At 37.2% G+C, this 23410-nt stretch carries 23 protein-coding genes and 2 pseudogenes; 18 read left to right on the top strand and 7 right to left on the bottom strand.

Annotation, left to right across the window (positions count from 1 at the left end):
* Window positions 1-122: 122 nt before the first annotated feature.
* Window positions 123-818 (bottom strand): RsfA family transcriptional regulator, encoded by a 696-nt coding sequence (locus JFU23_RS14970; protein WP_002016365.1) that lies wholly within the window; start codon window positions 816-818, stop codon window positions 123-125.
* A 289-nt stretch (window positions 819-1107) separates the two neighbouring features.
* Here JFU23_RS14970 and JFU23_RS14965 point away from each other — a divergent pair, with 289 nt between their 5' ends.
* From JFU23_RS14965 to JFU23_RS14940, 6 genes are all read left to right on the top strand, one after another.
* Complete coding sequence (locus JFU23_RS14965) at window positions 1108-1332, top strand: YuzB family protein (RefSeq protein WP_000526075.1); 225 nt, start codon at window positions 1108-1110, stop codon at window positions 1330-1332.
* Window positions 1333-1569: 237 nt separating this feature from the next.
* Window positions 1570-2625, top strand: coding sequence for a FecCD family ABC transporter permease (locus tag JFU23_RS14960; RefSeq protein ID WP_201032191.1), 1056 nt, complete (start codon window positions 1570-1572; stop codon window positions 2623-2625).
* Entirely contained in the window at window positions 2622-3638 is a 1017-nt protein-coding gene (locus JFU23_RS14955) for a FecCD family ABC transporter permease (RefSeq protein ID WP_201032190.1), read from the top strand. The genes JFU23_RS14960 and JFU23_RS14955 overlap by 4 nt, the downstream gene beginning before the upstream one ends.
* A gap of 15 nt (window positions 3639-3653) precedes the next feature.
* Window positions 3654-4466 (top strand): ABC transporter ATP-binding protein, encoded by an 813-nt coding sequence (locus JFU23_RS14950; protein WP_000212073.1) that lies wholly within the window; start codon window positions 3654-3656, stop codon window positions 4464-4466.
* A 201-nt stretch (window positions 4467-4667) separates the two neighbouring features.
* Window positions 4668-5606 carry an ABC transporter substrate-binding protein gene (locus JFU23_RS14945; RefSeq protein ID WP_002138981.1) on the top strand — a complete coding sequence of 313 codons (939 nt, stop codon included), beginning with the start codon at window positions 4668-4670 and terminating at the stop codon, window positions 5604-5606.
* Window positions 5607-5750: 144 nt separating this feature from the next.
* Entirely contained in the window at window positions 5751-7055 is a 1305-nt protein-coding gene (locus JFU23_RS14940; RefSeq protein ID WP_002143908.1) for an HD domain-containing protein, read from the top strand.
* Between the two features lie 39 nt (window positions 7056-7094).
* On the opposite strand, the gene JFU23_RS14935 is transcribed toward JFU23_RS14940, so the two are convergent.
* Complete coding sequence (locus JFU23_RS14935; RefSeq protein ID WP_001147171.1) at window positions 7095-7280, bottom strand: 2-hydroxymuconate tautomerase; 186 nt, start codon at window positions 7278-7280, stop codon at window positions 7095-7097.
* A gap of 112 nt (window positions 7281-7392) precedes the next feature.
* Between JFU23_RS14935 and JFU23_RS14930 the strand changes: the two genes are divergently transcribed.
* Window positions 7393-8067, top strand: coding sequence for a site-2 protease family protein (locus JFU23_RS14930; protein ID WP_201032189.1), 675 nt, complete (start codon window positions 7393-7395; stop codon window positions 8065-8067).
* Window positions 8068-8092: 25 nt separating this feature from the next.
* On the top strand, window positions 8093-8602 hold the full coding sequence (locus JFU23_RS14925) for a YwhD family protein (RefSeq protein ID WP_000136685.1): 510 nt from the start codon (window positions 8093-8095) through the stop codon (window positions 8600-8602).
* 32 nt (window positions 8603-8634) lie between these two features.
* On the opposite strand, the gene JFU23_RS14920 is transcribed toward JFU23_RS14925, so the two are convergent.
* Together JFU23_RS14920 and JFU23_RS14915 are read right to left on the bottom strand one after the other, a co-directional pair.
* Window positions 8635-10686 carry a transglycosylase domain-containing protein gene (locus JFU23_RS14920; protein WP_088040486.1) on the bottom strand — a complete coding sequence of 684 codons (2052 nt, stop codon included), beginning with the start codon at window positions 10684-10686 and terminating at the stop codon, window positions 8635-8637.
* Window positions 10687-10786: 100 nt separating this feature from the next.
* Window positions 10787-11512 (bottom strand): glycerophosphodiester phosphodiesterase, encoded by a 726-nt coding sequence (locus JFU23_RS14915; protein ID WP_002034922.1) that lies wholly within the window; start codon window positions 11510-11512, stop codon window positions 10787-10789.
* A 150-nt stretch (window positions 11513-11662) separates the two neighbouring features.
* Between JFU23_RS14915 and JFU23_RS14910 the strand changes: the two genes are divergently transcribed.
* The 5 genes from JFU23_RS14910 (at window position 11663) to speB (ending at window position 16930) form a co-directional block, all read left to right on the top strand.
* Window positions 11663-12070: a MerR family transcriptional regulator gene (locus JFU23_RS14910; protein WP_002016353.1), complete on the top strand. Its 408-nt coding sequence runs from the start codon at window positions 11663-11665 to the stop codon at window positions 12068-12070.
* 5 nt (window positions 12071-12075) lie between these two features.
* Window positions 12076-13239, top strand: coding sequence for an MFS transporter (locus tag JFU23_RS14905; protein WP_002016352.1), 1164 nt, complete (start codon window positions 12076-12078; stop codon window positions 13237-13239).
* Window positions 13240-13348: 109 nt separating this feature from the next.
* A protein-coding gene (locus tag JFU23_RS14900; RefSeq protein ID WP_374191747.1) for an IS1182 family transposase occupies window positions 13349-14811 on the top strand; the annotation gives its coding sequence in 2 pieces (ribosomal slippage) (window positions 13349-13910 and window positions 13910-14811; 1464 coding nt in all).
* A gap of 200 nt (window positions 14812-15011) precedes the next feature.
* Window positions 15012-15839, top strand: coding sequence for a polyamine aminopropyltransferase (speE, locus tag JFU23_RS14895; RefSeq protein WP_000424693.1), 828 nt, complete (start codon window positions 15012-15014; stop codon window positions 15837-15839).
* A 218-nt stretch (window positions 15840-16057) separates the two neighbouring features.
* Complete coding sequence (gene speB, locus JFU23_RS14890; RefSeq protein ID WP_002016350.1) at window positions 16058-16930, top strand: agmatinase; 873 nt, start codon at window positions 16058-16060, stop codon at window positions 16928-16930.
* 440 nt (window positions 16931-17370) lie between these two features.
* Here speB and JFU23_RS14885 read toward each other — a convergent pair whose 3' ends face one another.
* Window positions 17371-18408: a PTS sugar transporter subunit IIC gene (locus tag JFU23_RS14885; RefSeq protein ID WP_002130098.1), complete on the bottom strand. Its 1038-nt coding sequence runs from the start codon at window positions 18406-18408 to the stop codon at window positions 17371-17373.
* A gap of 234 nt (window positions 18409-18642) precedes the next feature.
* On the opposite strand from JFU23_RS14885, the gene JFU23_RS14880 reads away from it, so the two are divergent.
* On the top strand, window positions 18643-19005 hold the full coding sequence (locus JFU23_RS14880; RefSeq protein ID WP_201032188.1) for a YxeA family protein: 363 nt from the start codon (window positions 18643-18645) through the stop codon (window positions 19003-19005).
* A gap of 25 nt (window positions 19006-19030) precedes the next feature.
* Here JFU23_RS14880 and JFU23_RS14875 read toward each other — a convergent pair whose 3' ends face one another.
* Window positions 19031-20071 carry a S66 family peptidase gene (locus JFU23_RS14875; RefSeq protein WP_201032187.1) on the bottom strand — a complete coding sequence of 347 codons (1041 nt, stop codon included), beginning with the start codon at window positions 20069-20071 and terminating at the stop codon, window positions 19031-19033.
* A gap of 148 nt (window positions 20072-20219) precedes the next feature.
* On the opposite strand from JFU23_RS14875, the gene JFU23_RS14870 reads away from it, so the two are divergent.
* The 4 genes and pseudogenes from JFU23_RS14870 to JFU23_RS14860 all read left to right on the top strand — a co-directional run.
* Window positions 20220-20657 (top strand): YwiB family protein, encoded by a 438-nt coding sequence (locus JFU23_RS14870; protein WP_002089794.1) that lies wholly within the window; start codon window positions 20220-20222, stop codon window positions 20655-20657.
* Window positions 20657-22327 carry an arginine--tRNA ligase gene (gene argS / locus JFU23_RS14865; protein WP_137059265.1) on the top strand — a complete coding sequence of 557 codons (1671 nt, stop codon included), beginning with the start codon at window positions 20657-20659 and terminating at the stop codon, window positions 22325-22327. The genes JFU23_RS14870 and argS overlap by 1 nt, the downstream gene beginning before the upstream one ends.
* 227 nt (window positions 22328-22554) lie before the next feature.
* A pseudogene (locus JFU23_RS31070) lies at window positions 22555-22682 on the top strand (RNA polymerase sigma factor); the annotation flags it as partial.
* A gap of 35 nt (window positions 22683-22717) precedes the next feature.
* Window positions 22718-22909: pseudogene (locus JFU23_RS14860) on the top strand (hypothetical protein); the annotation flags it as partial.
* On the opposite strand, the gene JFU23_RS14855 reads toward JFU23_RS14860, so the two are convergent.
* Window positions 22903-23277, bottom strand: a complete 375-nt coding sequence (locus JFU23_RS14855; protein ID WP_085312869.1) for a hypothetical protein — start codon at window positions 23275-23277, stop codon at window positions 22903-22905. The pseudogene JFU23_RS14860 and the gene JFU23_RS14855 sit on opposite strands and share 7 nt — an antisense overlap.
* Window positions 23278-23410 lie beyond the last annotated feature (133 nt).

The raw sequence follows: 23410 nt of genomic DNA, 5'->3' as shown, positions 1-23410 counted from the left end.
TAACCCCTTATTTTTAAAATGACAATCTCTATTATAGCAAAAAATGTAGAAAGGGGTTTTCTCATATATAAAGGGAAGTTTAGAGGTGAAAGAATAAAAAGGATGCATTGCATGCATCCTTTTTATTCTGCAATTTTTTCTAAGTTACCGTTTCGATCCATGCGGAAAGATGTTTGTGAGCGTTCCTCATCATCCATTACTGCTAATTTACGAGCACGGTTCATAATATTCATTAGTGTTTCGTAATCCTCTTGTACAGTATGAGATTGTTGTTCTAATTTTTCTAGTTTCTTTTCTAGTTCTTCATTTCGCAGGATTTGCGTTTTAATTTCTTGTTTCAATCTCGTATTCTCGTTTTCAAGAGCTGTTACTTTTATATTTGAAGATCCAACTGTTTGTAAAAAGTAAATAACATCTTGCATTGTTATTGAGCTTTTTGGAGCAGGGACAGTCGGCTTTTGATATGGAGTAGCTTCTGTATATTGAACAGCTGTTTCATACGGTACGTGTTCTTCATAATCAGTTATCGCCGCCGCTGAAGCTGGTGGTGTGTAAAGCAAACGTTTTTTTGTCTGTTCACCGCCCGCAGCACGCATTTTATCTTTACGATGTTTTTTTGCTAGTTGAAGAGCTTGTTCATAGCTATAGCGAACAACAGCATTCCAGCGGAAACCACAAGCAGCAGATGTACGATTTAACTGATCTCCTACTTCTTCAAAAGCATTTAATTGAGTACTTCCTTCTCGAACATGGCGAAGCACCGTTTCAGCAAGTAATAAATCGTCCTCGTCTGTCCAAGCATCTTGTCTTACTTTCATAGATTCAACTCCCTTTCTTTTTATGAACTTCCTATTTTTATAATGGGCAAAAAAATGAGCTTTTATACAAAGCTTTTAAAAATATGGTAGATTTCAATGAAGAGAAGAAATGTGGCTATGAATGATGAAAGCTTTTGAAGGAGAAAATATAAAAAATAGGTAGCTTTATATAGGAATAGAGCTACGCCCGGAGACTTGCAACAAGCTTCAAAGAGCGGTAAAATACCATTTAGTGTTTATTTTTAAATGTACTTGTGAAAAGTTTAAAATAGAGGAAGTGTTATATATAATGGGAAACGAATTTCGTGTGTGTGATGATTGTCAGGCGACGAACGTTAAAACGCTGATTCCGAAGTTAAAAAAAGTAGATTCATGTGCAACGATTGAGGTTGCATGTCAGTCTTACTGTGGCCCTGGTCGTAAAAAATCATTCGCGTTTGTAAATAATCGTCCAGTTGCGGCTCCAACAGAAGACGAATTAATTGTAAAAATTGAAGCAAAGTTAAATAAGTAAGAAAAAGAAGAGTGAACAGATTACTCTTCTTTTTTTATGCCTATGAGATAGCGTTTTGTATGAATTCGTATTTCAAAATAATGGTTGACAGTCTTTTGACGTGGTAGGTAGAATAGAAAGTGTCTGATTCTGATAATCATTATCATGAAAAAGGTCAATTCACCTAATTTTTTTATTATTATTTGAGAATAAATTTCATTTTATTAAATATATGTTGTTGGTTAGGATGGTTGAGGGATGGAAGCGAGCGCAAGGAGTATAGAACAGCAAGATGTGAATGTTAAAGAGATTAAGAGCAGACCGCTCGTTGCTTCTATTATTTTAATAGCAGGTACAATTTTGTTAGCTTTAAGCATGGCAGTTTCTATTTCGTTTGGTGCAGCAGATATTAGTTTAAATACCGTTTGGCAAGCTGTATTTCAGTTTGATGGGTCTATCACGCATCATAACGTAATTCAAGAACTTCGCATGCCTAGAGCAATAGGGGGCGTAGTTGCAGGTGCTTTTTTAGCGGTATCAGGTGCAATTATGCAAGGTATGACACGAAATCCACTTGCATCTCCATCGTTAATGGGGATTACAGATGGTGCTGTATTCGGAATTGCAATTATGTATGCATTTTTCCCTAATTCACCTTATTTAATGTTTGTTATTGCATCTTTTATTGGAGCTGCGTTTGGAGCGAGCATTGTATATGGTATTGGGTCTTCTTCACCAGGTGGATTAACGCCTGTGAAATTAGCTTTAGCAGGTGCAGCAATTAGTGCTTTATTAGGGGCAATTTCATCTGGAATTGCATTGTATTTCAACCTTGCCCAAGAGGTAAGTATGTGGAATGCAGGCGGTGTTGCCGGAGTGAAATGGCAAAGTATTAATATGTTAGTACCGATTGGTCTTGTTTGTCTCGTTATAGCAATTATGATGTCGAGATATATCACAATTTTAAGCTTTGGTGAAGAAATTGCGATTGGACTTGGTCAAAATACGACATTAATTAAATTTATCGGAACAGTACTTGTTCTTGTATTAACAGGTTCTGCGGTTTCTATGGCAGGATCAGTTGGATTTGTTGGACTTGTAATTCCGCATATGACTCGTTTCCTTGTAGGCTCAGATTATAGATGGGTTATTCCATGTTCTGCGGTCTTAGGTGGATTGCTAATTGAATGTGCAGATATGTTATCTCGCATTATTAATCCACCATTTGAAACGCCAATTGGAGCAATTACAGCGCTAATTGGGGTGCCATTCTTCCTCTACTTAGCACGTAATGAAGGGAGAGGAAAGATGTGAGGACGAGCGTCTTAACAAAAAAGAACGTTTCTATTTTAACGATTTTAGTAGGATTAATTGTTGCTATATTTTTAATAAGTTTAAATACAGGAACATTTAAAATTCCTCCAATAGATGTATTAAAGTCATTGGTTGGATTAGGTGCAGAAGATCAATCTGTTATTTTATTTGAATTTCGTATGCCACGTATGGTTATTGCTATATTAGTTGGTTCTGCATTAGCTATGTCAGGTGCAATTTTGCAAGGGTTATCACGAAATCCACTTGCTGATCCAGGTATTATAGGTATTAACGCTGGAGCGGGATTAACAGTTGTTGTATTCGTCTACTTTTTCTTTGGAAAAGTTGGAACAGGTACATTTTTATCTGTATTTATCCTTCCATTCTTTGCGCTAGTTGGTGCGATATTAGCAGCGGTTATTATTTATTTACTAGCATGGAAAGACGGCGTTTCATCCACTCGATTAATTCTTGTTGGTATCGCTGTTGCAGCCGGATTTGGTGCGGTTAGTTTAATTTTCTCTATGAAGATGACATCTAACGACTTCCGTTTTGCAACGATTTGGTTGGCAGGAAGTTTATGGGGAACAGATTGGAAGTTCGTACTAAGTGTACTCCCATGGATGGTTATTTTCTTACCACTTGCCATTAGTAAAGCGCACATATTAAATGTAATGAATTTAGGCGACTCTACAGCAGTTGGTCTTGGTGTAAACGTAGAAAAGGAAAGACGTAAATTATTATTTATTGCAGTTTGTTTAGCTGGTGCATCTGTCGCTGTTGCGGGCGGTATTGGTTTTATCGGTTTAATGGCTCCGCATTTAGCGAGAAGCCTCGTTGGTGGTAAACATCAAATTATGTTACCAACGGCTGCATTAATAGGAACGTTCTTGCTTTTATTTGCAGATGTAATTTCAAGAAGTGTGTTACCAACTTCAGAAATACCGGTCGGTCTTGTTATTTCTGTAATTGGTGCACCATATTTCATATATTTACTTATGAGGACAAAATAAAGGGAGGCTTTTTGTATGGCAACTTTAGCAGTTGATGCGGTATCTGTTGGGTATAATGAAGGGTTAATTATAGATGGATTAACAGTTGAAATTCCGGAAGGACAAATTACAACGATTATTGGACCAAATGGTTGTGGGAAATCCACATTATTAAAAACGGCTTCTCGTATTTTGAAAGCAAAACGAGGTACTGTTTATCTTGATGGAAAAGCAATTGAGAAACAGCCAACGAAAGAAATCGCAAAGAAAATGGCGATTTTACCACAAACTGCAGAAGTGCCAACAGGCCTTACTGTGTTTGAACTTGTTTCATATGGACGTTTTCCTCATCAAAAAGGATTTGGAACATTGAAAGAAGAGGATTATCGCTACATTCATTGGGCACTTGAAGTGACGGGGATGACAGAATTCGCAAATCGTCCAGCAGAAGCTTTATCAGGTGGTCAGCGTCAACGTGTATGGATTGCGATGGCTCTTGCACAAGGCACAGATTTACTTGTGTTAGATGAACCAACAACATACTTAGATATGGCTCATCAACTTGAGGTACTAAACTTACTGAAGAAGTTAAACAAAGAAGAAGGCAGAACGATTGTTATGGTTATTCACGATTTAAATCATGCTTCTCGTTTCTCTGATCATATGATTGCATTAAAAGCTGGGAAGTTAATGAAACAAGGAACGCCAGATGAAGTTATGACAAGTGAAACGCTTCGAAATGTATTTGAAATCGAAGCTCAAATCGTTCCATGTCCAGTAAACTGTAAACCAATTTGTTTAACATACGATTTAGCGATGATTAATAATCAATTGCGTAAAAAAGCGTAATTAATAGAATTTCCCCCTCTTAAAGAGGTGAGAGGGGGAGTTCTAATGGACGTTGAGCTTCTTACCCACGGATGGGAAGTTGAACGCCCGTTAGAACGGGTTATAAACAACAATTAATAAAAATATATTAATTAAATGTTGTTTCGTTTCTTATAGTTACATGCAAATTATAAGAGAAATACAGCTAGAAGGAGTCGGAATATGAAGAATTTTAAAATGGCACTATTAGCAATGGTACTAGTTGTTACTTCTGTACTATTTGCAGCTTGTTCTAACAAAGAAGAAGAAAAGAAAGCAGATGCGAAAACTGAAGAGCGCACTGTACAACACGCAAAAGGGGAAATTAAAATTCCTGCAAATCCAAAGAAAATTGCTGACCTTAGTGGTTCAACAGAAGAATTATTAATTTTCGGTATGAAACCGATTATTACTGCAAATACAACACAAGAAAAAATTGATTCACATATTGAGAAGAAATTGAAAGATGTAAAACCGGTTGGTTCTGCGTGGGGCGATAAAATTAACATCGAAGCAGTGGCTGCTGCAAAACCAGATTTAATTATTGTAAACAATCGTCAAGAAAAGATTTATGATCAATTATCTAAAATTGCACCAACAGTTATGTTAAAGACTCCATTAGACCAATGGCGTCCAAAATTCGAAGAAGTAGGTCAAATCTTCGGTAAAGAGAAAGAAACAAAAGAATGGTTCAAAAAGTATGATGAAAAAGCAAGCAAATTACATGATAAAATCGTTGCTAAAACTGGCGATGCAACATTCATGAAAATGGCTGCATATCCAAATGCATTCCGTGTATACGGTGACTACGGTTACGGTAGCGTAATCTTTGGTGATTTAAAATTACCAGCAGTTAAAGGTACACCAACTGATAAACCGTTAGTACAAATACAAAAAGAAGCTTTAATTGATTACAACCCAGATTACTTATTCGTATTTACAACTGGTGACGGTTCTCAGCGTCTAAAAGAATTCCAAGAAGAATCAATTTGGAAAAATATGAACGCTGTTAAAAACAACCATGTATTTACAATCAGTAATGAAGATGTAAACAAAGGATACTTCCCACTAGGTAAAGAAATGATCCTAGACGAAGTTACTGAGTTCATTTTAGGAAAATAATATATAAAGAAAAATCACCTTTGCTTTGGTAAAGGTGATTTTTCTTTATATAACAGGAATTAATATAGTCTTTCATTTCTTTCTGTTTCCTATATCGTTTATAATATATAGTAAGAATGCAGTAAAGAAAGGGGGTGTCGGAAAGTGGTATATTTAAACGACAAACTCAGCGAAACAAAAGTGTTTAAAGACCCAGTACATAAATATGTACACGTGCGTGATCGCGTTATTTGGGATTTAATCGGAACGAAAGAATTTCAACGCTTGCGCCGTATTAAGCAGCTTGGTACGACATTTTTTACATTTCACGGTGCAGAGCATAGTCGCTTTACTCATTCGTTAGGTGTATATGAAATTATTCGTCGTATGATTGATGATGTGTTTGATGGCAGACCGAACTGGAATGCTGAAGATAGATTGTTATGTTTATGTGCGTCATTACTTCATGATGTCGGTCACGGCCCATTTTCTCACTCGTTTGAAAAAGTATTTTCGTTAGATCATGAGAAATTTACGCAAAAGATTATCGTTGGTGATACGGAAATTAATCGTGTGTTAAGCCGTGTTGATAAGGATTTCCCGCAAAAGGTAGCAGATGTAATTGCGAAAACATCTACTAATAAATTAGCGATTAGTATGATTTCGAGCCAAATTGATGCCGATCGTATGGATTATTTATTAAGAGATGCATATTTTACTGGTGTAAAGTATGGGAACTTTGATATGGAACGTATACTGCGTGTCATGCGCCCGTACGGTAATCAAGTTGTCATTAAAAATAGTGGTATGCATGCTGTAGAGCATTATATTATGAGCCGTTATCAAATGTATTGGCAAGTATATTTTCATCCGGTAACACGTAGTGCAGAAGTAATTTTAACGAAGATTTTACACCGAGCTAAATCGTTGCATGAGAAGTATTATGCGTTTAAAAATCATCCTGTTCATTTCTATTCTTTATTTGAAGAAGAAGTGACAGTAGAGGATTATTTAAAGTTAGACGAGAACGTAATGTATTATTACTTCCAAGTATGGCAAGACGAAGAAGATCCGATTTTAAGTGACTTATGCCGCCGTTTTATGAATCGAAATCTATTTAAATATGTAGAGTTTACAGATAAGCACGGTTTAGATAATTGGATGGAGCTAAGTAGCTTATTTAAAAAGATTGGACTCGATCCAGAGTATTACTTAGTTGTGGATTCAACATCGGATTTACCGTATGACTTTTACCGCGCAGGAGAAGAAGAAGAGCGTCTGCCAATCTTACTTCTTATGCCGAACGGGGAACTTAGAGAGCTTTCGCGTGAATCGGATATTGTTGAGGCGATTACAGGTAAGAAGCGAACGGATCAAAAGCTATTCTATCCGCATGATTTAATCTATGAAGATGGAAGAAAAGGAAAATATAAAGAGAGAATTATCGAGTTGTTAGAAGGAAAGAAATAAGAAGCAGCTAAGAGCTGCTTCTTATGAAAAAACTTGAAATTATTTGTCGCTTAAGCGTTTTCCGCCAACTGCATAATGGTTTTTAGACATTTCTTCGATGAAAACAACGATGTTTTCTTCAGGAGCACCAGTTGTTTCGCTTACTGCTGCTGTTACTTTCTCAGCAAGAGCTTTCTTTTGTTCTTCTGTGCGTCCTTCTAGCATTTTCACTGTTACGTATGGCATGTATAATCGCTCCTTTTATGTAAGTTACACTCTTATTATAGCGGATTATGAGGAAGAACAATCGGAAAAACAAATAATTTCTTTTTTTGACATATGGAAGAGGAGATGAGTTATGGATCAGTTATTTAGATACCCATTGCAACAAATTCCATTGGTAGCAATGGCAATTATTATTGCGCTATCTGTGCATGAATTTGCACATGCGTATGTTGCATATAAATTTGGAGACGATACAGCGAAAAAGCAAGGACGTTTAACGTTATCACCGATGGCTCATTTAGATCCTATCGGTATGATTGCTGTACTAATTCTTGGATTCGGTTGGGCAAGACCAGTACCTGTTAATCCGTATAACTTTAAAAGACCGCGTCTTGCGGGAATATTAGTTTCTATTGCGGGACCGATAAGTAATCTTATCTTAAGTGCAATTGGTTTAATTATTTGGTATAGCTTAATAACGTTTGGTGCGTTAGATGCGATGCCACTTGCAGTAGCGGATACGCTGGATCAATTTTTCCAAATTTTTATTATGCTTAATATTGTTTTACTTGTATTTAATTTATTACCAATCCCGCCACTTGATGGTTATCGCGTTGTGGAAGATTTAGCACCAGCAAATATTCGTGCGAAAATGACACAGTATGAAAAGTATGGATCAATTGCGTTATTAATTCTTGTTATTACACCGCTTAGCAATTACACAATTCAACCTATTTTCAATGTTGTTATTCCATATGTATTAGTATTTTTACAAAATATCATTGCGCCTATTTTCAGGCTTTTTTAATCATTAAGCGAGGAGGAGTTTACATATGACAGAGAAAAAGAAAAAAATCGGTTTTAATATCGTGAAAAATGATTCAACAGATGGACATGGTGGTTTTGGCGTTGGGGCATTAAGTTTAGAAAATATTTCTCCTGTATTTGTTGATGTATTAGAGAAAACTGCGTTCGTTGATATCGGTGCGATGCATGCGCGTAGTACAGTAGAAAAAGGAATTAAGTTTTTAACAAATAAAGATGAAGTTCCAAACGGAAAACCGTTTTGGCTTGTTTGGGTAACAATTGAAAGAACACCAAACGGTGCATATTACGCAGGTGTAACTGCTTGCGAAATGACAGTTGATCGTGAAATTCGCCGCGGATATAAATCACTTCCAGAGCATGTAAATAAAATGGATAAATCCCTAAAGCGTCACATCATGATTGATCATATGGATGAATCATCTAAAAAAGTACTTGGTACATTCTTAAAAGAGCATAATGAAGCAATTTGGAACGAATCTAGTGAAGAATTGCGCCACGCATTATTAGGCGAATAAAAATAGCTGACGGATTTCCGTCAGCTATTTTTTTACCACGGGAGATATTTTTTCCACCAACCCGTCTTTTTCTTCTCTTCACTAACCTTTTCGAACTCTTCCTTATCGTCAACGTGATCCATACAATACTCTGTTGGCTCTGTACCTTTTGCGAAATACATTTTCACAGAAATGGGACAATTTTTTGTAGCAATCTTACCGTTTTCAGGATTAACATCGACTGCAACAACATCTGCTGGTTGTTTGAACTCTTGTTTAGGCTGTCCATCTAATCCTTTTTCCATTGTATCGGTCCATATTTTTTTTGCGTATCCTTGTTCTGCTACGTTTGAAATGGATTTAGGTTGATCGTATCCAATCCAAACCCCTGTTACGAGCTGCGGGGTAAATCCAATCATCCAACTATCAGTTTCTGTAGAACCAGACTTTCCAGCATATGTTCTTGATAGTTTTGATAACATCGATTGACCGGTCACAGCGGCATAACTGCTTAGTTTTTTATTAAACATACCTGCCATCATTTCTTCCATCACAAAGGCTTTGCTTTTATCTAGAACTTGTTTACTTTCTAAATGAGCATCGTATAGCATATTTCCTTCATGATCAACGATGCGCCTTATAAAGATTGGTTTTACTTCTTTCCCGCCGTTTGCAAACATGCTATAAGCATTGACCATTTCAATTGGTTTTACAGGAGATGTGCCGAGAGCAAGAGACGGAACATCTTTTAATGCGCTAGTAATACCGAATTGCTTCGCTGTTTTTGTAAGAATGTCTTCGCCTAAAAATAGATTTGTCTTCACAGCATATACGTTATCAGAAACAGCGAGTGCTTGTGCCATTGTCACAAAGTCGTCTGCATAATAGTTTTTATAATTTTTCGGTTTATATTTGGAAACACCGTCACCTAAAGTGAATACAGTGTATTCGCTTTTTAAGCGCGTAGCAGGGGTGAATCCTCGTTCTAAGGCTGCGTAATATAGGAATGGCTTAAATGTAGAGCCGGGCTGACGAGTGGCTTGTGTAGCTCTGTTAAATTGACTCGTATTATAATCAGTTCCACCAACAAGGGCAGCCACTTCACCCGTTTTTGGATTCATAGAGACGAGGGCAGTTTGGATGTTTGTTGTTTCAGGTATATGATTTTTTACAGCTTGCTCTGCTACAGATTGTAATTTAGGGTCTAGCGTTGTATAAATACGTAAGCCGCCTCGTTGTAAGGCTTGCTCATCTAATCCGATATCACGAAGAAGAGAAGCTTGTACAGCATCTTGGAAATAAGGCGCGACCTCTGCCACTTTTTTCGTATCTAATGAGGCGAAAGTTAGCGGTTCCTTTTTTGCCGAGGCAGCTTGCTGTTTTGTAATATAACCTTGTTCTACCATTTCATCTAGTATGAGGGATTGACGCCCTTTAGCACGCTCCTCTTTTAAAAAGGGAGAGTAAAAGCTAGGTCCTTTCGGAATGCCTGCGAGCATACTAGCTTCTGCTAATGTTAATTCTTTTGCAGTTTTATCGAAATACAGGCGAGAAGCAGCTTCGATTCCGTAAGCACCATGCCCGTAATAAATTGTATTTAAATATCCTTCTAAAATATGATTTTTATTATAGTTCACTTCAAGGCGAACGGTATACATTGCCTCTAATAGTTTACGCTTCCACGTTTTATCATGATCTAAGTATAGGTTACGAGCATACTGTTGTGTAATAGTACTAGCACCTTGTACTTTTGCCATTGCTTTTAAATCGGCAACAATGGCACCAACAATGCGCTTTATATCAAATCCATGATGTTTGTAGAATCGTTGATCTTCAATAGATAGTGTTGCCTCTTTTACATAAGGAGAAATTTCATCAAGAGATACATTATAGCGCTTTTGTGTTTCATTACTTTGTCCTATAACAGTGTCATCATTAGCGTAAAAGACACTCGTTTGCGGCACTGCAACAGGGGGAGGCCCCATAATTTTTGCAGCTATAATGATAATAAAAAAGGAAAAAACGAAAAAAAGAACACAAGAAAACATTACGGTGAAGAAAAGACGTTTATATTTTTTAAGTTTTGGATTCATAGTTTGATCCATCTTTTTCAGCCCCTCATTAATACAAGCATTATTGTATTAGTATTGAGGGTTTTCGTTTATTTTAAACAATGAAATTTTGAAAACAAAAAAGCCCCTTCAATTAAGAAAGGAGCTCAAAGGCACGTGCTGGCCAATCGGTAATGATGACATCTACACCATAGTCAATCATAGTTTGTAAATCTTTATATTCATTAATAGTGTAAGGACGAAAAACGTATCCTTGCCCCTGTGCTAATTGGACAAACTCTTTCGTTAATAATTGAAAGTTTGGATGTAATCCAGTCGCCTCGCGCCTTTTTGCTTCAGCAATAGGATCTGCAAGTGGTGTATCGTACAAAATCGCTCTTGGAATTTCTGGAGCAATTTCTGCTAATAATGAAACGGAATCGTGGTTAAATGATGAAAATACAATTTGATTGGATAGATGATATTCACGAACAAGAGCAACAACTTTTTCTTCAATATTTGGATAATGAAGAACATCTGTTTTTAATTCAATGTTAAGTTGTAAATTTGTTGTAGAGAGCCAAATAAATACTTCTCGTAATGTTGGGATTTTCGCCTCATGAAAAGAAGGATCTTTATGGCTACCAGCATCTAAAGCTTGTAATTCCTCTACAGTTTTCTCAGAAACAAGTCCCACGCCATTTGTTGTGCGGTCCACCGTTTCATCATGAATAACAACTAGTTCACCATCTTTTGATAGATGAACATCAAGTTCAATTCCGTGAGCACTAATGCGTTCAGCCTCTTGGAAGGCAATCATCGTATTTTCTGGATGTGTTCCTTTTACCCCGCGGTGAGCGAAAATAAGTGGTTTATTCATGTGAAAATCTCCTTATCATCTCTTTTCTTTCATTATGAAACTGCTTTGAGAAAAATACAATTCATATGACAAACATTTACAAAAGTATAACAGTTGCACAAAAGTTAACGTTAACGTAAAATGTAATAATTGGTGAAGGGAGGAATACACATGTATAAAATTGATGAAGTAACAAAGCAAGTTGGTTTAACAAAGCGTACACTTCGTTATTATGAGGAAATTGGTTTAATTCATCCCCCAGAACGCAGTGAAGGGAACATTCGCCTGTATACAGACGAGGACATTGCGAGAATTAAAAGGATTGTGGAAGCGAAAGAAGTACTAGGAATTACGCTTCAAGAAATGCAACATTTCTTATCGTTAAAAGAAAGAATGGAACAAAGAAGAAACAGTGAGAATCCGCGTGACCGTGAAGTGATTCAAGAAATTAAAGAGATGCTTGAAAAACAAGTGCAAACGTTAGACGAAAAAATGGAGCAAATGCAGCGTGTTAAGGCAGAGCTAGAGGATAGTTTAAGCCGTGCAGTTACATTTTTAGAGAATACAAAAGGAGAGTAATCAAAATGGAGAGCAAACAAAAATTAGGGAGATTGATTACAGTGGTGGCTACCTTCCTTGCCTTTTCAGGTATAGGAGTAGTCGACCCAATTTTACCAAGTATTGCTGAACAAATTGGTGCTTCGCATTGGCAAGTCGAGATGTTATTTACAGCTTATATTTTAACGATGGCAATTATGATGTTACCAGCTGGAATATTTGCATCAAGATTTGGTGATAAACGAATGATGACGATCGGTCTTGCGATTGTAACTGTATTTGCATTTATATGTGGTATATCGCAAACGATTGCTCAATTATCTCTTTTCCGCGCGGGGTGGGGATTAGGAAATGCGATGTTCTTCGCAACGGCGATGACATTATTAATTGCATTAAGTAAAGAAGTTCATGAAGCAGTAGGATTATATGAAGCAGCTATCGGTTTAGGGATGGCAGGTGGACCTTTATTAGGCGGTATATTAGGTGGACATTCTTGGCGTTACCCATTTTTTGCGACGAGTATTTTAATTTCTTTAGCATTTATTTTAGTTTTCTTTTTTGTAAAAGAACCGGAGCGAAAAGTGAAGCGTAAAGCGGCAGGCGTAGGAGAATTACTTAACCTGGTGAAGTATAAACCGTTTATGCAAGGTGCTATTTCGGGGATGTTATATTACTACGGATTTTTCGTCGTGTTAGCATATTCACCACTTATTATGCATTTATCTGCTATTCAATTAGGATTTGTATTTTGCGGATGGGGATTAGCATTAGCTTACGGATCAGCAATTTTAGCGCATAAGCTAGAAGGTAAATATGAACCAAAAACATTGTTAAAAGGTAGTTTACTCGTATTTGCGATTTTCTTAATTGCACTATTCTTCGTTAAAATCATGTGGTTACAAATCGTGTTAATCGTTCTATCAGGATTAGCATCAGGCTTAAATAACGCGTTATTTACAAGTTATGTAATGGATATTTCACCTTATGAAAGATCTGTTACATCAGGTGTTTATAACTTCGTTCGTTGGTTAGGAGGCGCGATTGCTCCAATTTTATCAGGGGTCATCGGTCATACAGTTTCACCACAAAGTCCGTTTTTAGTCGGTGGAATTGTTGTGTTAGTTGGTTGCGTAATGATCTTAATTCCGATTCGTAAACCGGTAGAAATAGAGACAAAAACCCTTTCTTAAGAAAGGGTTTTCAGGCTGTGGAGAAAGCCTTCTCCACAGCCTATTTTTGTGTCTGAACCTCTTTTTATGTGTCAACACTGATAAAAAAGAGGAAAAGGAGAGATTTCTTATGATGGGTGCTTTAAAAAATCATCGCGACGAGCGTGTATCTGTTTCTGTAGAAGAATTGGTTCCACAAGATCATTTCCTTCGTGCGATTGAAGCGACAATTAGTTTTGATTTTATTGAGGAGAAGTTACGCCCTTATTATTGTGAAAACAATGGCCGTCCGTCAATCCATCCTATCGTTTTATTTAAGATGATGTTTATTGGATATTTTTATGGTATTCGTTCTGAGCGTCAATTGGAAAAGGAGATTAAAACGAACATTGCCTACCGTTGGTTTTTAGGGTTCTCTCTATCAGATACAATTCCAGATCATTCTACAATCAGTTGGAATCGCCGTACTCGTTTCGTTCATACAAATATTTTCGAAGAAATTTTTGATGAGATTGTGAGACAAGCGACGGAGCGCCGTATGGTAGGAGGACGTGCGTTGATGACAGATTCCACACACATTAAGGCCAATGCCAATAAAAATAAATTTGTACATAAATATAAAAAAGAAAAGGCAAAGTTCTATATAGATGAACTAGAAGCTGCGGTAATCGAAGATCGTGAGGCGTACGGAAAAAAGAATTAAAACCTAGAAAGGAAAGTGATACCCCTACTAAAAAAACTCGGATAAGTACAACGGATCCAGATAGTGGATTTTTAATGAGAGATGGAAAACCGAACGGTTTTCATTTTTTAGATCATCGTACGACTGATGCGAAGTACAATATTATTACAGATACCTATATAACGGCTGGAAATATGGCAGATTCCGAGCCGTATTTAGCACGTCTACAAGCTCAAGTTGATAAATTCGGATTTGAAGTGGAAGCTGTAGCTCTTGATGCAGGCTATTTTACAGGATATATCTGTAAGAAGTTATCAGAAAGAAATATATTTATGGTGATGGGGTATCGCCGATTTGGAAAGAGAAATAAAGAAGTACCGAAAAGCCAATTTAAATATGTAGAAGAAATGAATGCATTTGCTTGTCCGATGGGATGTATTTTAGAATATGCGACAACGGATCGCGAAGGATATCGTCAATATAAATCGAATCCAGAAGACTGCGCTGTTTGTCCGCTACGTGAGGTATGCTTTTCAAAGAAACAAAAACAAAAAGTTATCACCCATCATATATGGGAGAAATATAAAGATATCGCTAGAAAAAACAAACTAACAGCTACAGGGAAAAAGTTGTATAAAGTACGATGTTCAACTATAGAGCGAAGCTTTGCGGATGCAAAAGAACTACATGGCTATCGATATGCTCGGTTTCGAGGGCTGAAATCTGTCCAAATGCAGGCTTACCTCACCGCCGCTTGTCAAAACATGAAAAAAATAGCCCTCCATCTAACCAAAAAGGGGTTGGTGGAGGGCTATTTTTCTAAATTCTACTATTTTTTGTTGTTTTCTTTCGCTAAAATCAAAAAAGATTCCAGAGTGTTGGGAACCCTAAAGGGTTTCCCAACACTCTGAAAACCCTTTCTTAAGAAAGGGTTTTCTTTCCTATTACAGAGCAATCCCTTTTCACATATATGTTAGAACCCTCTGACTAAAATATATTTTCGGTATTTTTGTACTTTTAACTATACTTTTTGGATGTTTTGTTTTATTTTTGTTAGGGGACATTAATGATGTCCCTATTATAAATTTGCATTGAAAGGCGTGATTGTACGATGGAACTATGGTTCACTGAAAAACAAACAAAGCATTTTGGAATTACGGCGCGTATTAACCGCACATTACATACGGAGCAAACAGAATTCCAAAAACTTGATATGGTTGAAACGGAAGAGTTCGGAAACATGCTTATTTTAGATGGCATGGTTATGACAACAGAAAAGGACGAGTTCGTTTATCATGAAATGGTAGCGCACGTACCTTTATTTACACATCCAAACCCTGAAAACGTATTAGTAGTAGGTGGTGGCGATGGTGGTGTTATTCGTGAAGTATTAAAACACCCAAGCGTAAAGAAAGCAACTCTTGTTGAAATTGATGGAAAAGTAATTGAGTACTCTAAACAATACTTACCATCAATTGCAGGCGCATTAGATGATGAGCGTGTAGAAGTAAAAGTAGGAGACGGTTTCCTACACATCGCAGAAAGCGAAAATGAATATGACGTAATTATGGTAGATTCTACTGAGCCAGTAGGCCCAGCAGTAAACCTATTTACAAAAGGCTTCTACGCTGGAATTTCTAAAGCGTTAAAAGAAGATGGTATTTTCGTTGCTCAAACGGACAACCCTTGGTTTACACCAGAACTAATTACAACTGTGTTTAAAGACGTAAAAGAGATTTTCCCAATTACTCGTCTATACACAGCAAACATTCCGACGTATCCAAGTGGACTTTGGACGTTCACAATCGGATCTAAAAAACATGATCCATTAGAAGTAAGTGAAGAGCGTTTCCATGAAATCGAAACGAAATATTACACAAAAGAATTGCACAATGCAGCATTCGCATTACCGAAATTTGTTGGCGATTTAATTAAGTAAGAGCGTTAAATTGAAATAAATAAAGTGTAAGTAACTCATTTAAGGTGTTTGTCTAGAAGGCTTGAACATGCTAGTTACTTACACTGCTACAAATGAAGTAGTCTTCTTGTGATAACAAGAAGGCCCAGGTAAATCGAGAAAGAGGAGCAATGCGCTCCAAATTTGAGAAATAGTGAAAGGTTGGGATACCTTAAGTTCCACATAAGGAGGAAAAGAATATGCGTTTTGATGAAGCTTATTCAGGTAAAGTATTTATTAAAAGTCATCCAAGTTTTGAAGAGTCAGAGGCAGTTATTTACGGGATGCCTATGGATTGGACAGTAAGTTTCCGTCCAGGATCTCGCTTTGGCCCTGCACGTATTCGTGAAGTATCAATCGGTCTTGAAGAATATAGTCCGTATTTAGATCGTGAACTAGAAGAGGTAAAATATTTTGATGCGGGTGATATCCCATTACCATTTGGGAATCCACAGCGCAGCATAGACATGATTGAAGAATATGTAACAAAACTATTAGATGCCGGTAAGTTTCCACTAGGTCTCGGCGGAGAGCACTTAGTGTCTTGGCCAATTTTTAAGGCAATGGCAAAAAAATATCCGGATTTAGCAATCATCCATATGGATGCTCATACTGACTTACGTGAGTCATATGAGGGAGAGCCTTTATCCCACTCTACACCAATTCGTAAAGTGTGCGATTTAATTGGTCCGGAAAACGTATATTCTTTCGGTATTCGTTCTGGAATGAAGGAAGAATTCGAATGGGCAAAAGAAGTAGGTATGAACTTATATAAATTTGACGTATTAGAACCGTTAAAGGAAGTATTACCGAAACTTGCAGGACGCCCAGTCTATGTCACAATTGACATCGACGTATTAGACCCAGCTCACGCTCCTGGAACAGGAACATTAGAAGCTGGAGGTATCACATCTAAAGAACTATTAGAGTCCATCGTAGCAATTGCAAATTCAAATATAAAAGTAGTCGGAGCAGACTTAGTAGAAGTAGCTCCAGTCTACGATCATAGTGATCAAACACCAATCGCAGCAAGCAAATTCGTGCGGGAAATGCTGCTCGGTTGGGTTAAATAAAAGCGTAGGCAGCTCGCTCAGAATCGCAGGTCATTGGAACGCTCGACCGAGAAGCGCTTTTGGCTTCGAACGAGAGTGTGAAATGGCCGGAGATTCTAGCTGCTGTAGCTGGATAAAATAAAAGCGCAAGCGGCTCGCTCAGAATGTGAGGGGGATGGAGCTTCAGACGTAGAGGCGTTTTTTGCCTCGAAGGAAGAAGCGAAGCCACCGATCATTCTAGCCGCTGTAGCTGGATAAAGTAAAAGTGAAGCCGACTCAAAAAGTATTTTGAGCCGGCTTCTTTTATTAATAGGTAGGTTATTATTGTCTTATTTAGTAGTTAAGTCGATATCCTTTGTCGAAACGTCGATATATGCGGAGTTGTGTTCAATATAATTTCACTTACCGTCACGCGACATAAAAAAGAGCTATTCTCAAACGATGAGAATAGCTCCCTTTCTTTACGCAACTTTCTCTTCCGAAGTAATTCCGCGAATTTCATCAGCAGAACGGATTGGATATTTGCGGAACACAATAGAACCGACGTATCCAACAATAGTGGTAACGATTCCACATAATACGGCAGCAATCGTTACTTTTATTACATCATTAAATCCGAACAGTACGAGAAGTCCTGGAATTGGTGATGCTGTCCCTGGTGCATTATTAACGAGCTGGAATAGCGACGTAATAATACCGGCAAGCGCACCGCCAACAAAGTTTGTCATATAGATAGGAATTGGATTTGCTGAGACAACATCGGCCTGTGTTAACGGCTCGATTGCCACGGCGATTGTATCTTTCTTTGAACAGATTTTTAGTCGTTTAAAGAAAATGAAGTTCATTGGGGCAGAAGCTGCTACGGCAAGACTACCAATTGCCATTGGTAAACCAGTTAATCCAAGCATTGCAGTTAGTGCCATAGAACTTAATGGAGATGTAGAAATAACTGTTATTAATCCACCAAGCATAATACCCATAATGATAGGACTTTCTGTAGTTGCAACTGAAATCATAGAACCGATTTTACCAAGTGTTGCGTTAACGAGTGGATCCATAAGCATGGCCATTCCGCGTGAAATTGGTGCAGCGATAAATAGGATTGCTAAAAACTCTACACCAGCTGGTAATTTCTTTTCGAGAAACTTCACGACGAAGGCACAAACGTATCCAGCGAAAAATCCTGGTAAAATACCGAATCCGCTAGTAGCGATACCGATTAAAACAGCGTATACGGGTGAGACACCGATTGCTAATGCGACTAAAATTGCCGCTGCGACACCGCTCATGCTACCAGAAGCTACTCCTACTGATTGTAAAAAGTCATTATGAAACATTTCTCCACCAATATAACGGTGAAATGCTTCAATAAGAAAACTTGCGATTGCTGCATTAGCTAAAGCGCCCATTGCTTTCATTCCGTAAGGCGCACGGTAACTGAAAAGTGTAAATAGACAAAGTACAACAAGTAATAGTGCTAAACCTTGCAAGATAGCCATTTGAAAATTGTCTCCTTTGATTTTTGTAATAAAAATTTGTATCATTCAATAATAATATAAAAGTTTGTTAAACGGAAAAATTTTTTATTGGGAAATTGCTGTAAGGTGAAAAACTCTTACAATAATGTAAGGAAAGTGTAAGGCATTTCGATAGAGTATAGTATGCCTTTTTTCGTATAATACAGGTATAGACATACGGCTAGTGAGAAAGCAGTGCAAACAGGAGGCGCATTTATGAAATTGGTAATTAAAGTTTTAGCTGTGTTCGCCATTATTTTAGGAGGAACAGCATATTATTTAAACACGAAAACAGAAGGTATGCATGCTTTTGTAGACAACTTCTTTTCAAATAAAGAAATACAAGATTATTATGCTGTTATAGATAAAAGTGAAAAAAAAGACGATGAATATTTGTATACATTTAAAGGGTATACAGAAGATGGAAAGTTACAAGTTATTAAAAGAATGGTGAACCGTGAATTGCATACGGGTGCTTTTATAAAAATTTATGCAAAAGGTATGCAGGGAAAAGGATGGGCTGAAATCTCGAAAGAATCAATCCCCCAAAAAGCGTTGCAAAAAATAGAAAAACCATAAAAGGAGCAAATCGTTCGCTCCTTTTTTAGTGCGTTAAAATGGTGATAGCTGAACTTTCTTTATTAGAAATGATTTTTACCCTTCCGCCAATTGGGAAAGTAAAAATAGGAGTTGTATGTCCGAAACTTGTATTTGCAATGATAGGTATATGTGTAAGTTCAGGCTTTGAAGCAATCATTTCTTGAATGTCTTCTATCGTACATTCTGCTCCTTTTTGCATTCGTCCTATAACAATGCCTTTTACATGTTCAAAGTCAGGTTGCTGCATAAGAGAATGTAAATATCGATCAAAAGTTTTTAGGGTAGATTTTCCTGTTAAACTATCCTCTTCAAGAAATAAAATTTTGCCCTGTAAGCTTGGCATATATGGTGTACCTTGCAGTAAATTAAATGTGCTCATATTGCCACCAATAATATCTCCTATCGCTTCCCCTTCTTGAATTGAAACATATCCTTCATTTTTAATAAATCCTCGATTTTCTTGATCCATATACCAAGAGTCATCGCTCCAAGTTTCAGCTGGTAGTATTTCAATAGGTTCATGAGAAGTTAAGCACTTTAAAAAGTAATCGGTCGTATAATCGAGCCCTTTCTCCATTCCAAATGAAGAGAAGTGAGGACCTGAATATGTAACTAAGCCTGTTTTAGCATAAATCGCGTTACTTAAAGCGGTAATATCAGAATAACCGCAGAAAATTTTCGGATTTTCTCGAATTAAATCATAATCGAGATGTTTCAATAAACCATTAGAGTTGTATCCTCCAAGTGTCGTCAAAATGGCTTTTACATTAGGATCTCTAAATGCTTCGTGGAGGTCTTGAACTCGTGAAGAAATAGAAGAGGAAGCGAATCGATCTATCTCATCAGCATATTTTGAAAATGTAACTTGAAAGCCTATGTCGGTTAATCTTTTTATAGCAAGGTCTCTGTTTTCATTTGAGACAATACTTAAACTGCAAGATGGTGAAATAATCCTTATTTCATCACCTTTTTTTAATTTTGTTAGTAGCACCAAATTCCCCCTTTGAAATGAAAGAATATTTAGATTTAAAAAATATTTTAACATATGAAATAAAGTGAAGGTGAATTATTTTTTGAAAAGGAGTTTTCCTGATTTTTCAGCAGACAGACAGAGTCTTTTTTTGATATGATAGGAAAAGTGATTTATTATAAGTAGTATTTAATATCTATAACATTTGAAGGGTGTGCAAGACGTGAAGAAACAACTTGCAGGCTTGCCGGTACACGTTCATTTCGTAACAGAAATCCGTGAAGGGGCGAGGAAGGAAACCGTTGCTTTTGAAGCAAATGGTCAATACTATGTAAAAGGTCAAGGTACATATATAACATTCCAAGAGCCGAACGAACAAGGCGAAGTGAAAACAATTATTAAAATTCAAGATGAACAAGTTCTCATTATGCGTTCAGGTGCTATTTCTATGCGTCAGACGCATGTGAAAGGTGAATGGACAACTGGTACGTATACGAGTGAACTTGGTACGTTTGCATTGCAAACGAAAACTGATAACGTTCTTTTTAAATGGTCGGATGAAAAGAAAAAAGGACAACTCTTCTTAACGTACGCATTGCTTCTAAGTGAACAAGAAGCTGGCAGATATACAATTACACTTAATTTGAAGGAGGCAAAATAATGAATTCTTTAGAACAAGTAAAAGGATTGATTAAAGAAGAAATTCAAGCTGCTGTATTAAAGGCAGAACTAGCGACAGAAGAACAAATTCCAAACGTTGTATTAGAATCTCCAAAAGATAAAACAAATGGTGACTTCTCTACAAATATGGCAATGCAACTTGCACGCGTTGCGAAAAAAGCACCTCGTATGATTGCAGAAGACTTAGTTGCAAACTTCGATAAAGCAAAAGCTTCTATTGAAAAAATTGAAATCGCTGGTCCTGGTTTCATTAACTTCTACATGGATAATAGCTACTTAACAGACTTAATCCCAACAATCGTCAATGCTGGTGAAGCATACGGTGAAACGAATACTGGTAAAGGTGAAAAAGTACAAATTGAGTTCGTATCTGCGAATCCAACAGGTGATCTTCACTTAGGACATGCACGTGGTGCGGCAGTAGGTGACACTTTATGTAACGTATTAGCAAAAGCAGGATATGATGTATCTCGTGAGTACTACATTAATGATGCTGGTAACCAAATTCATAACTTAGCTCTTTCTGTTGAAGCTCGTTACATGCAAGCTTTAGGTTTAGAGAAAGAAATGCCAGAAGACGGTTACCATGGTGCGGACATCATTGGAATCGGTAAACGCTTAGCTGAAGAGTTTGGCGATCGTTATGCAAAAGCTGATGCAGAAGAAAGCTATGAATTCTATCGTTCATACGGTTTAAAATATGAGTTAGCAAAACTTCAAAAAGATTTAGCAAGCTTCCGTGTTAACTTCGATGTGTGGTTCTCAGAAACATCATTATACAAAAACGGAAAAATTGATCAGGCTCTTGCTGTATTAAAAGAGCGTGACGAAATCTTTGAAGAAGGCGGAGCAACTTGGTTCCGTTCAATGACTTACGGTGACGACAAAAACCGTGTATTAATTAAAAATGACGGTTCTTACACATACTTAACGCCAGATATCGCTTATCACCGTGATAAATTAGAGCGTGGTTTCGATAAGCTAATCAACATTTGGGGTGCTGACCACCACGGTTACATTCCTCGTATGAAAGCTGCTATTCAAGCACTAGGTTACGATAAAGAAACACTTGAAGTAGAAATCATCCAAATGGTACAACTGTACCAAAATGGTGAAAAAATGAAAATGAGTAAGCGTACAGGTAAAGCAGTTACACTTCGTGAGCTTATGGAAGAAGTAGGCGTGGACGCAATGCGATACTTCTTCGCAATGCGTAGCGGTGATTCTCATTTAGACTTCGATATGGACTTAGCTGTATCAAAATCTAATGAAAACCCAGTATACTATGCACAATATGCACATGCTCGTGTATGCAGTATCCTTCGTCAAGGTGAAGAGTTAGGATTAGCTACAGGCGGAGACGTAAATTACAAACTTGTTACTTCTGAGAAAGAAGTAGAGTTACTGAAAAAACTTGGTGAATTCCCGGCTGTAGTTGCGGATGCAGCGCAAAAACGTTTGCCACACCGCATTACAAGCTATGCATTTGAATTAGCTGCAGCATTACACAGCTTCTACAATGCAGAAAAAGTATTAAACCAAGATAACTTAGAATTAAGTAAAGCTCGTTACGAATTAATGAAAGCAGTACGCACTACACTTCAAAACTCATTAGCAATCGTAGGAGTATCTGCACCAGAAAAAATGTAATTAAGAAGAGCGGAAGCGGCTCGTTTAGAATAGGAGGTGGATGGAGCTCCTGACAGAGAGGCGTACTTTGCCTCGGAGGAAGGCGCGAAGCCACCGAGTATTCTAGCCGCTGGAGCTGGACATAAAGAAAAGCGGAGCCGACTGTTTAGTCCCGAAGGCTAAGGTTCTTAGACGGAAGGGATTGGGAGGCAGAGCTCGCTTTAAATAAAAGGCAATCACACGATGTTGTGATTGCCTTTTTGTATGGAGGTAATAAAAAAATTATCAAACAAAAGGAGAATTTGCGTCGTCTTATATAAATGACAGGAGGTTTAAGATGGAAGAAAAGGTAGAAGAATTAATTGATATATATAAGTAAATATATTCCCTATGCTATAAATTAGCGAAAACGAAAGACAAGGGGAAGGGATAAAAGAGTTGAAGGAGATCTGTGAATCGAAAAAAGGTGTTTTTACAGTTACATTAAAAGCAAATGAAAAGTATGTGTTTAATATAAGTGGTGTAATGGTGAAAGTTGGATTTGTAAAAATAAATTGGAAAGAGAAAGAAAAGAGGCCCTGTAAAGGACCTCTTTTCTATTGAATAGTATAAGTAACAGAAAAGCTAACAGGACTGTAGTAAACGAAAGGTGCATGAAATTGAACGTACATATTTCCATCTGTTTTTGCAGTGAAAATTCGGCCGTAACCATCAGAATAACGCCCAATAAGGTTATGATTTGAGTCATAAACACTGTAACTAGGAGTTTTGCTGTTAGGTTGAATTGTTAGCTCTTGTCCCTTTTGAAGGAAAATAGGTTCTTGTTCAGAACTAGCTCCAGTTTGCAAAGAATAAAATTTTGTAAAGCTTTGTTCTTGAGCGGCAGCAGCGACTTTTGTTTCAGGAATAAACGCGGTAGCGCCAGTAATTCCTGTTAAAGTTAATGCGCCGGCTAAAATCATATTTTTCATAGTAGAAAAGCCTCCTTATTAGTTGTAATCATTTTTGTTACAGTTAATATTGTATACGATAATGAATAGGAAAAAATATGCTTTTATGCATATATATTTTTTCTCAATAAAAGACCACTAATTAAATCAGTGG

Origin of the sequence: Bacillus sp. TH50 (assembly GCF_016650565.1) — a bacterium.
Taxonomy (GTDB): Bacteria; Bacillota; Bacilli; order Bacillales; family Bacillaceae_G; genus Bacillus_A; species Bacillus_A mycoides.
This window is presented reverse-complemented; position numbering and strand designations above follow the sequence as displayed.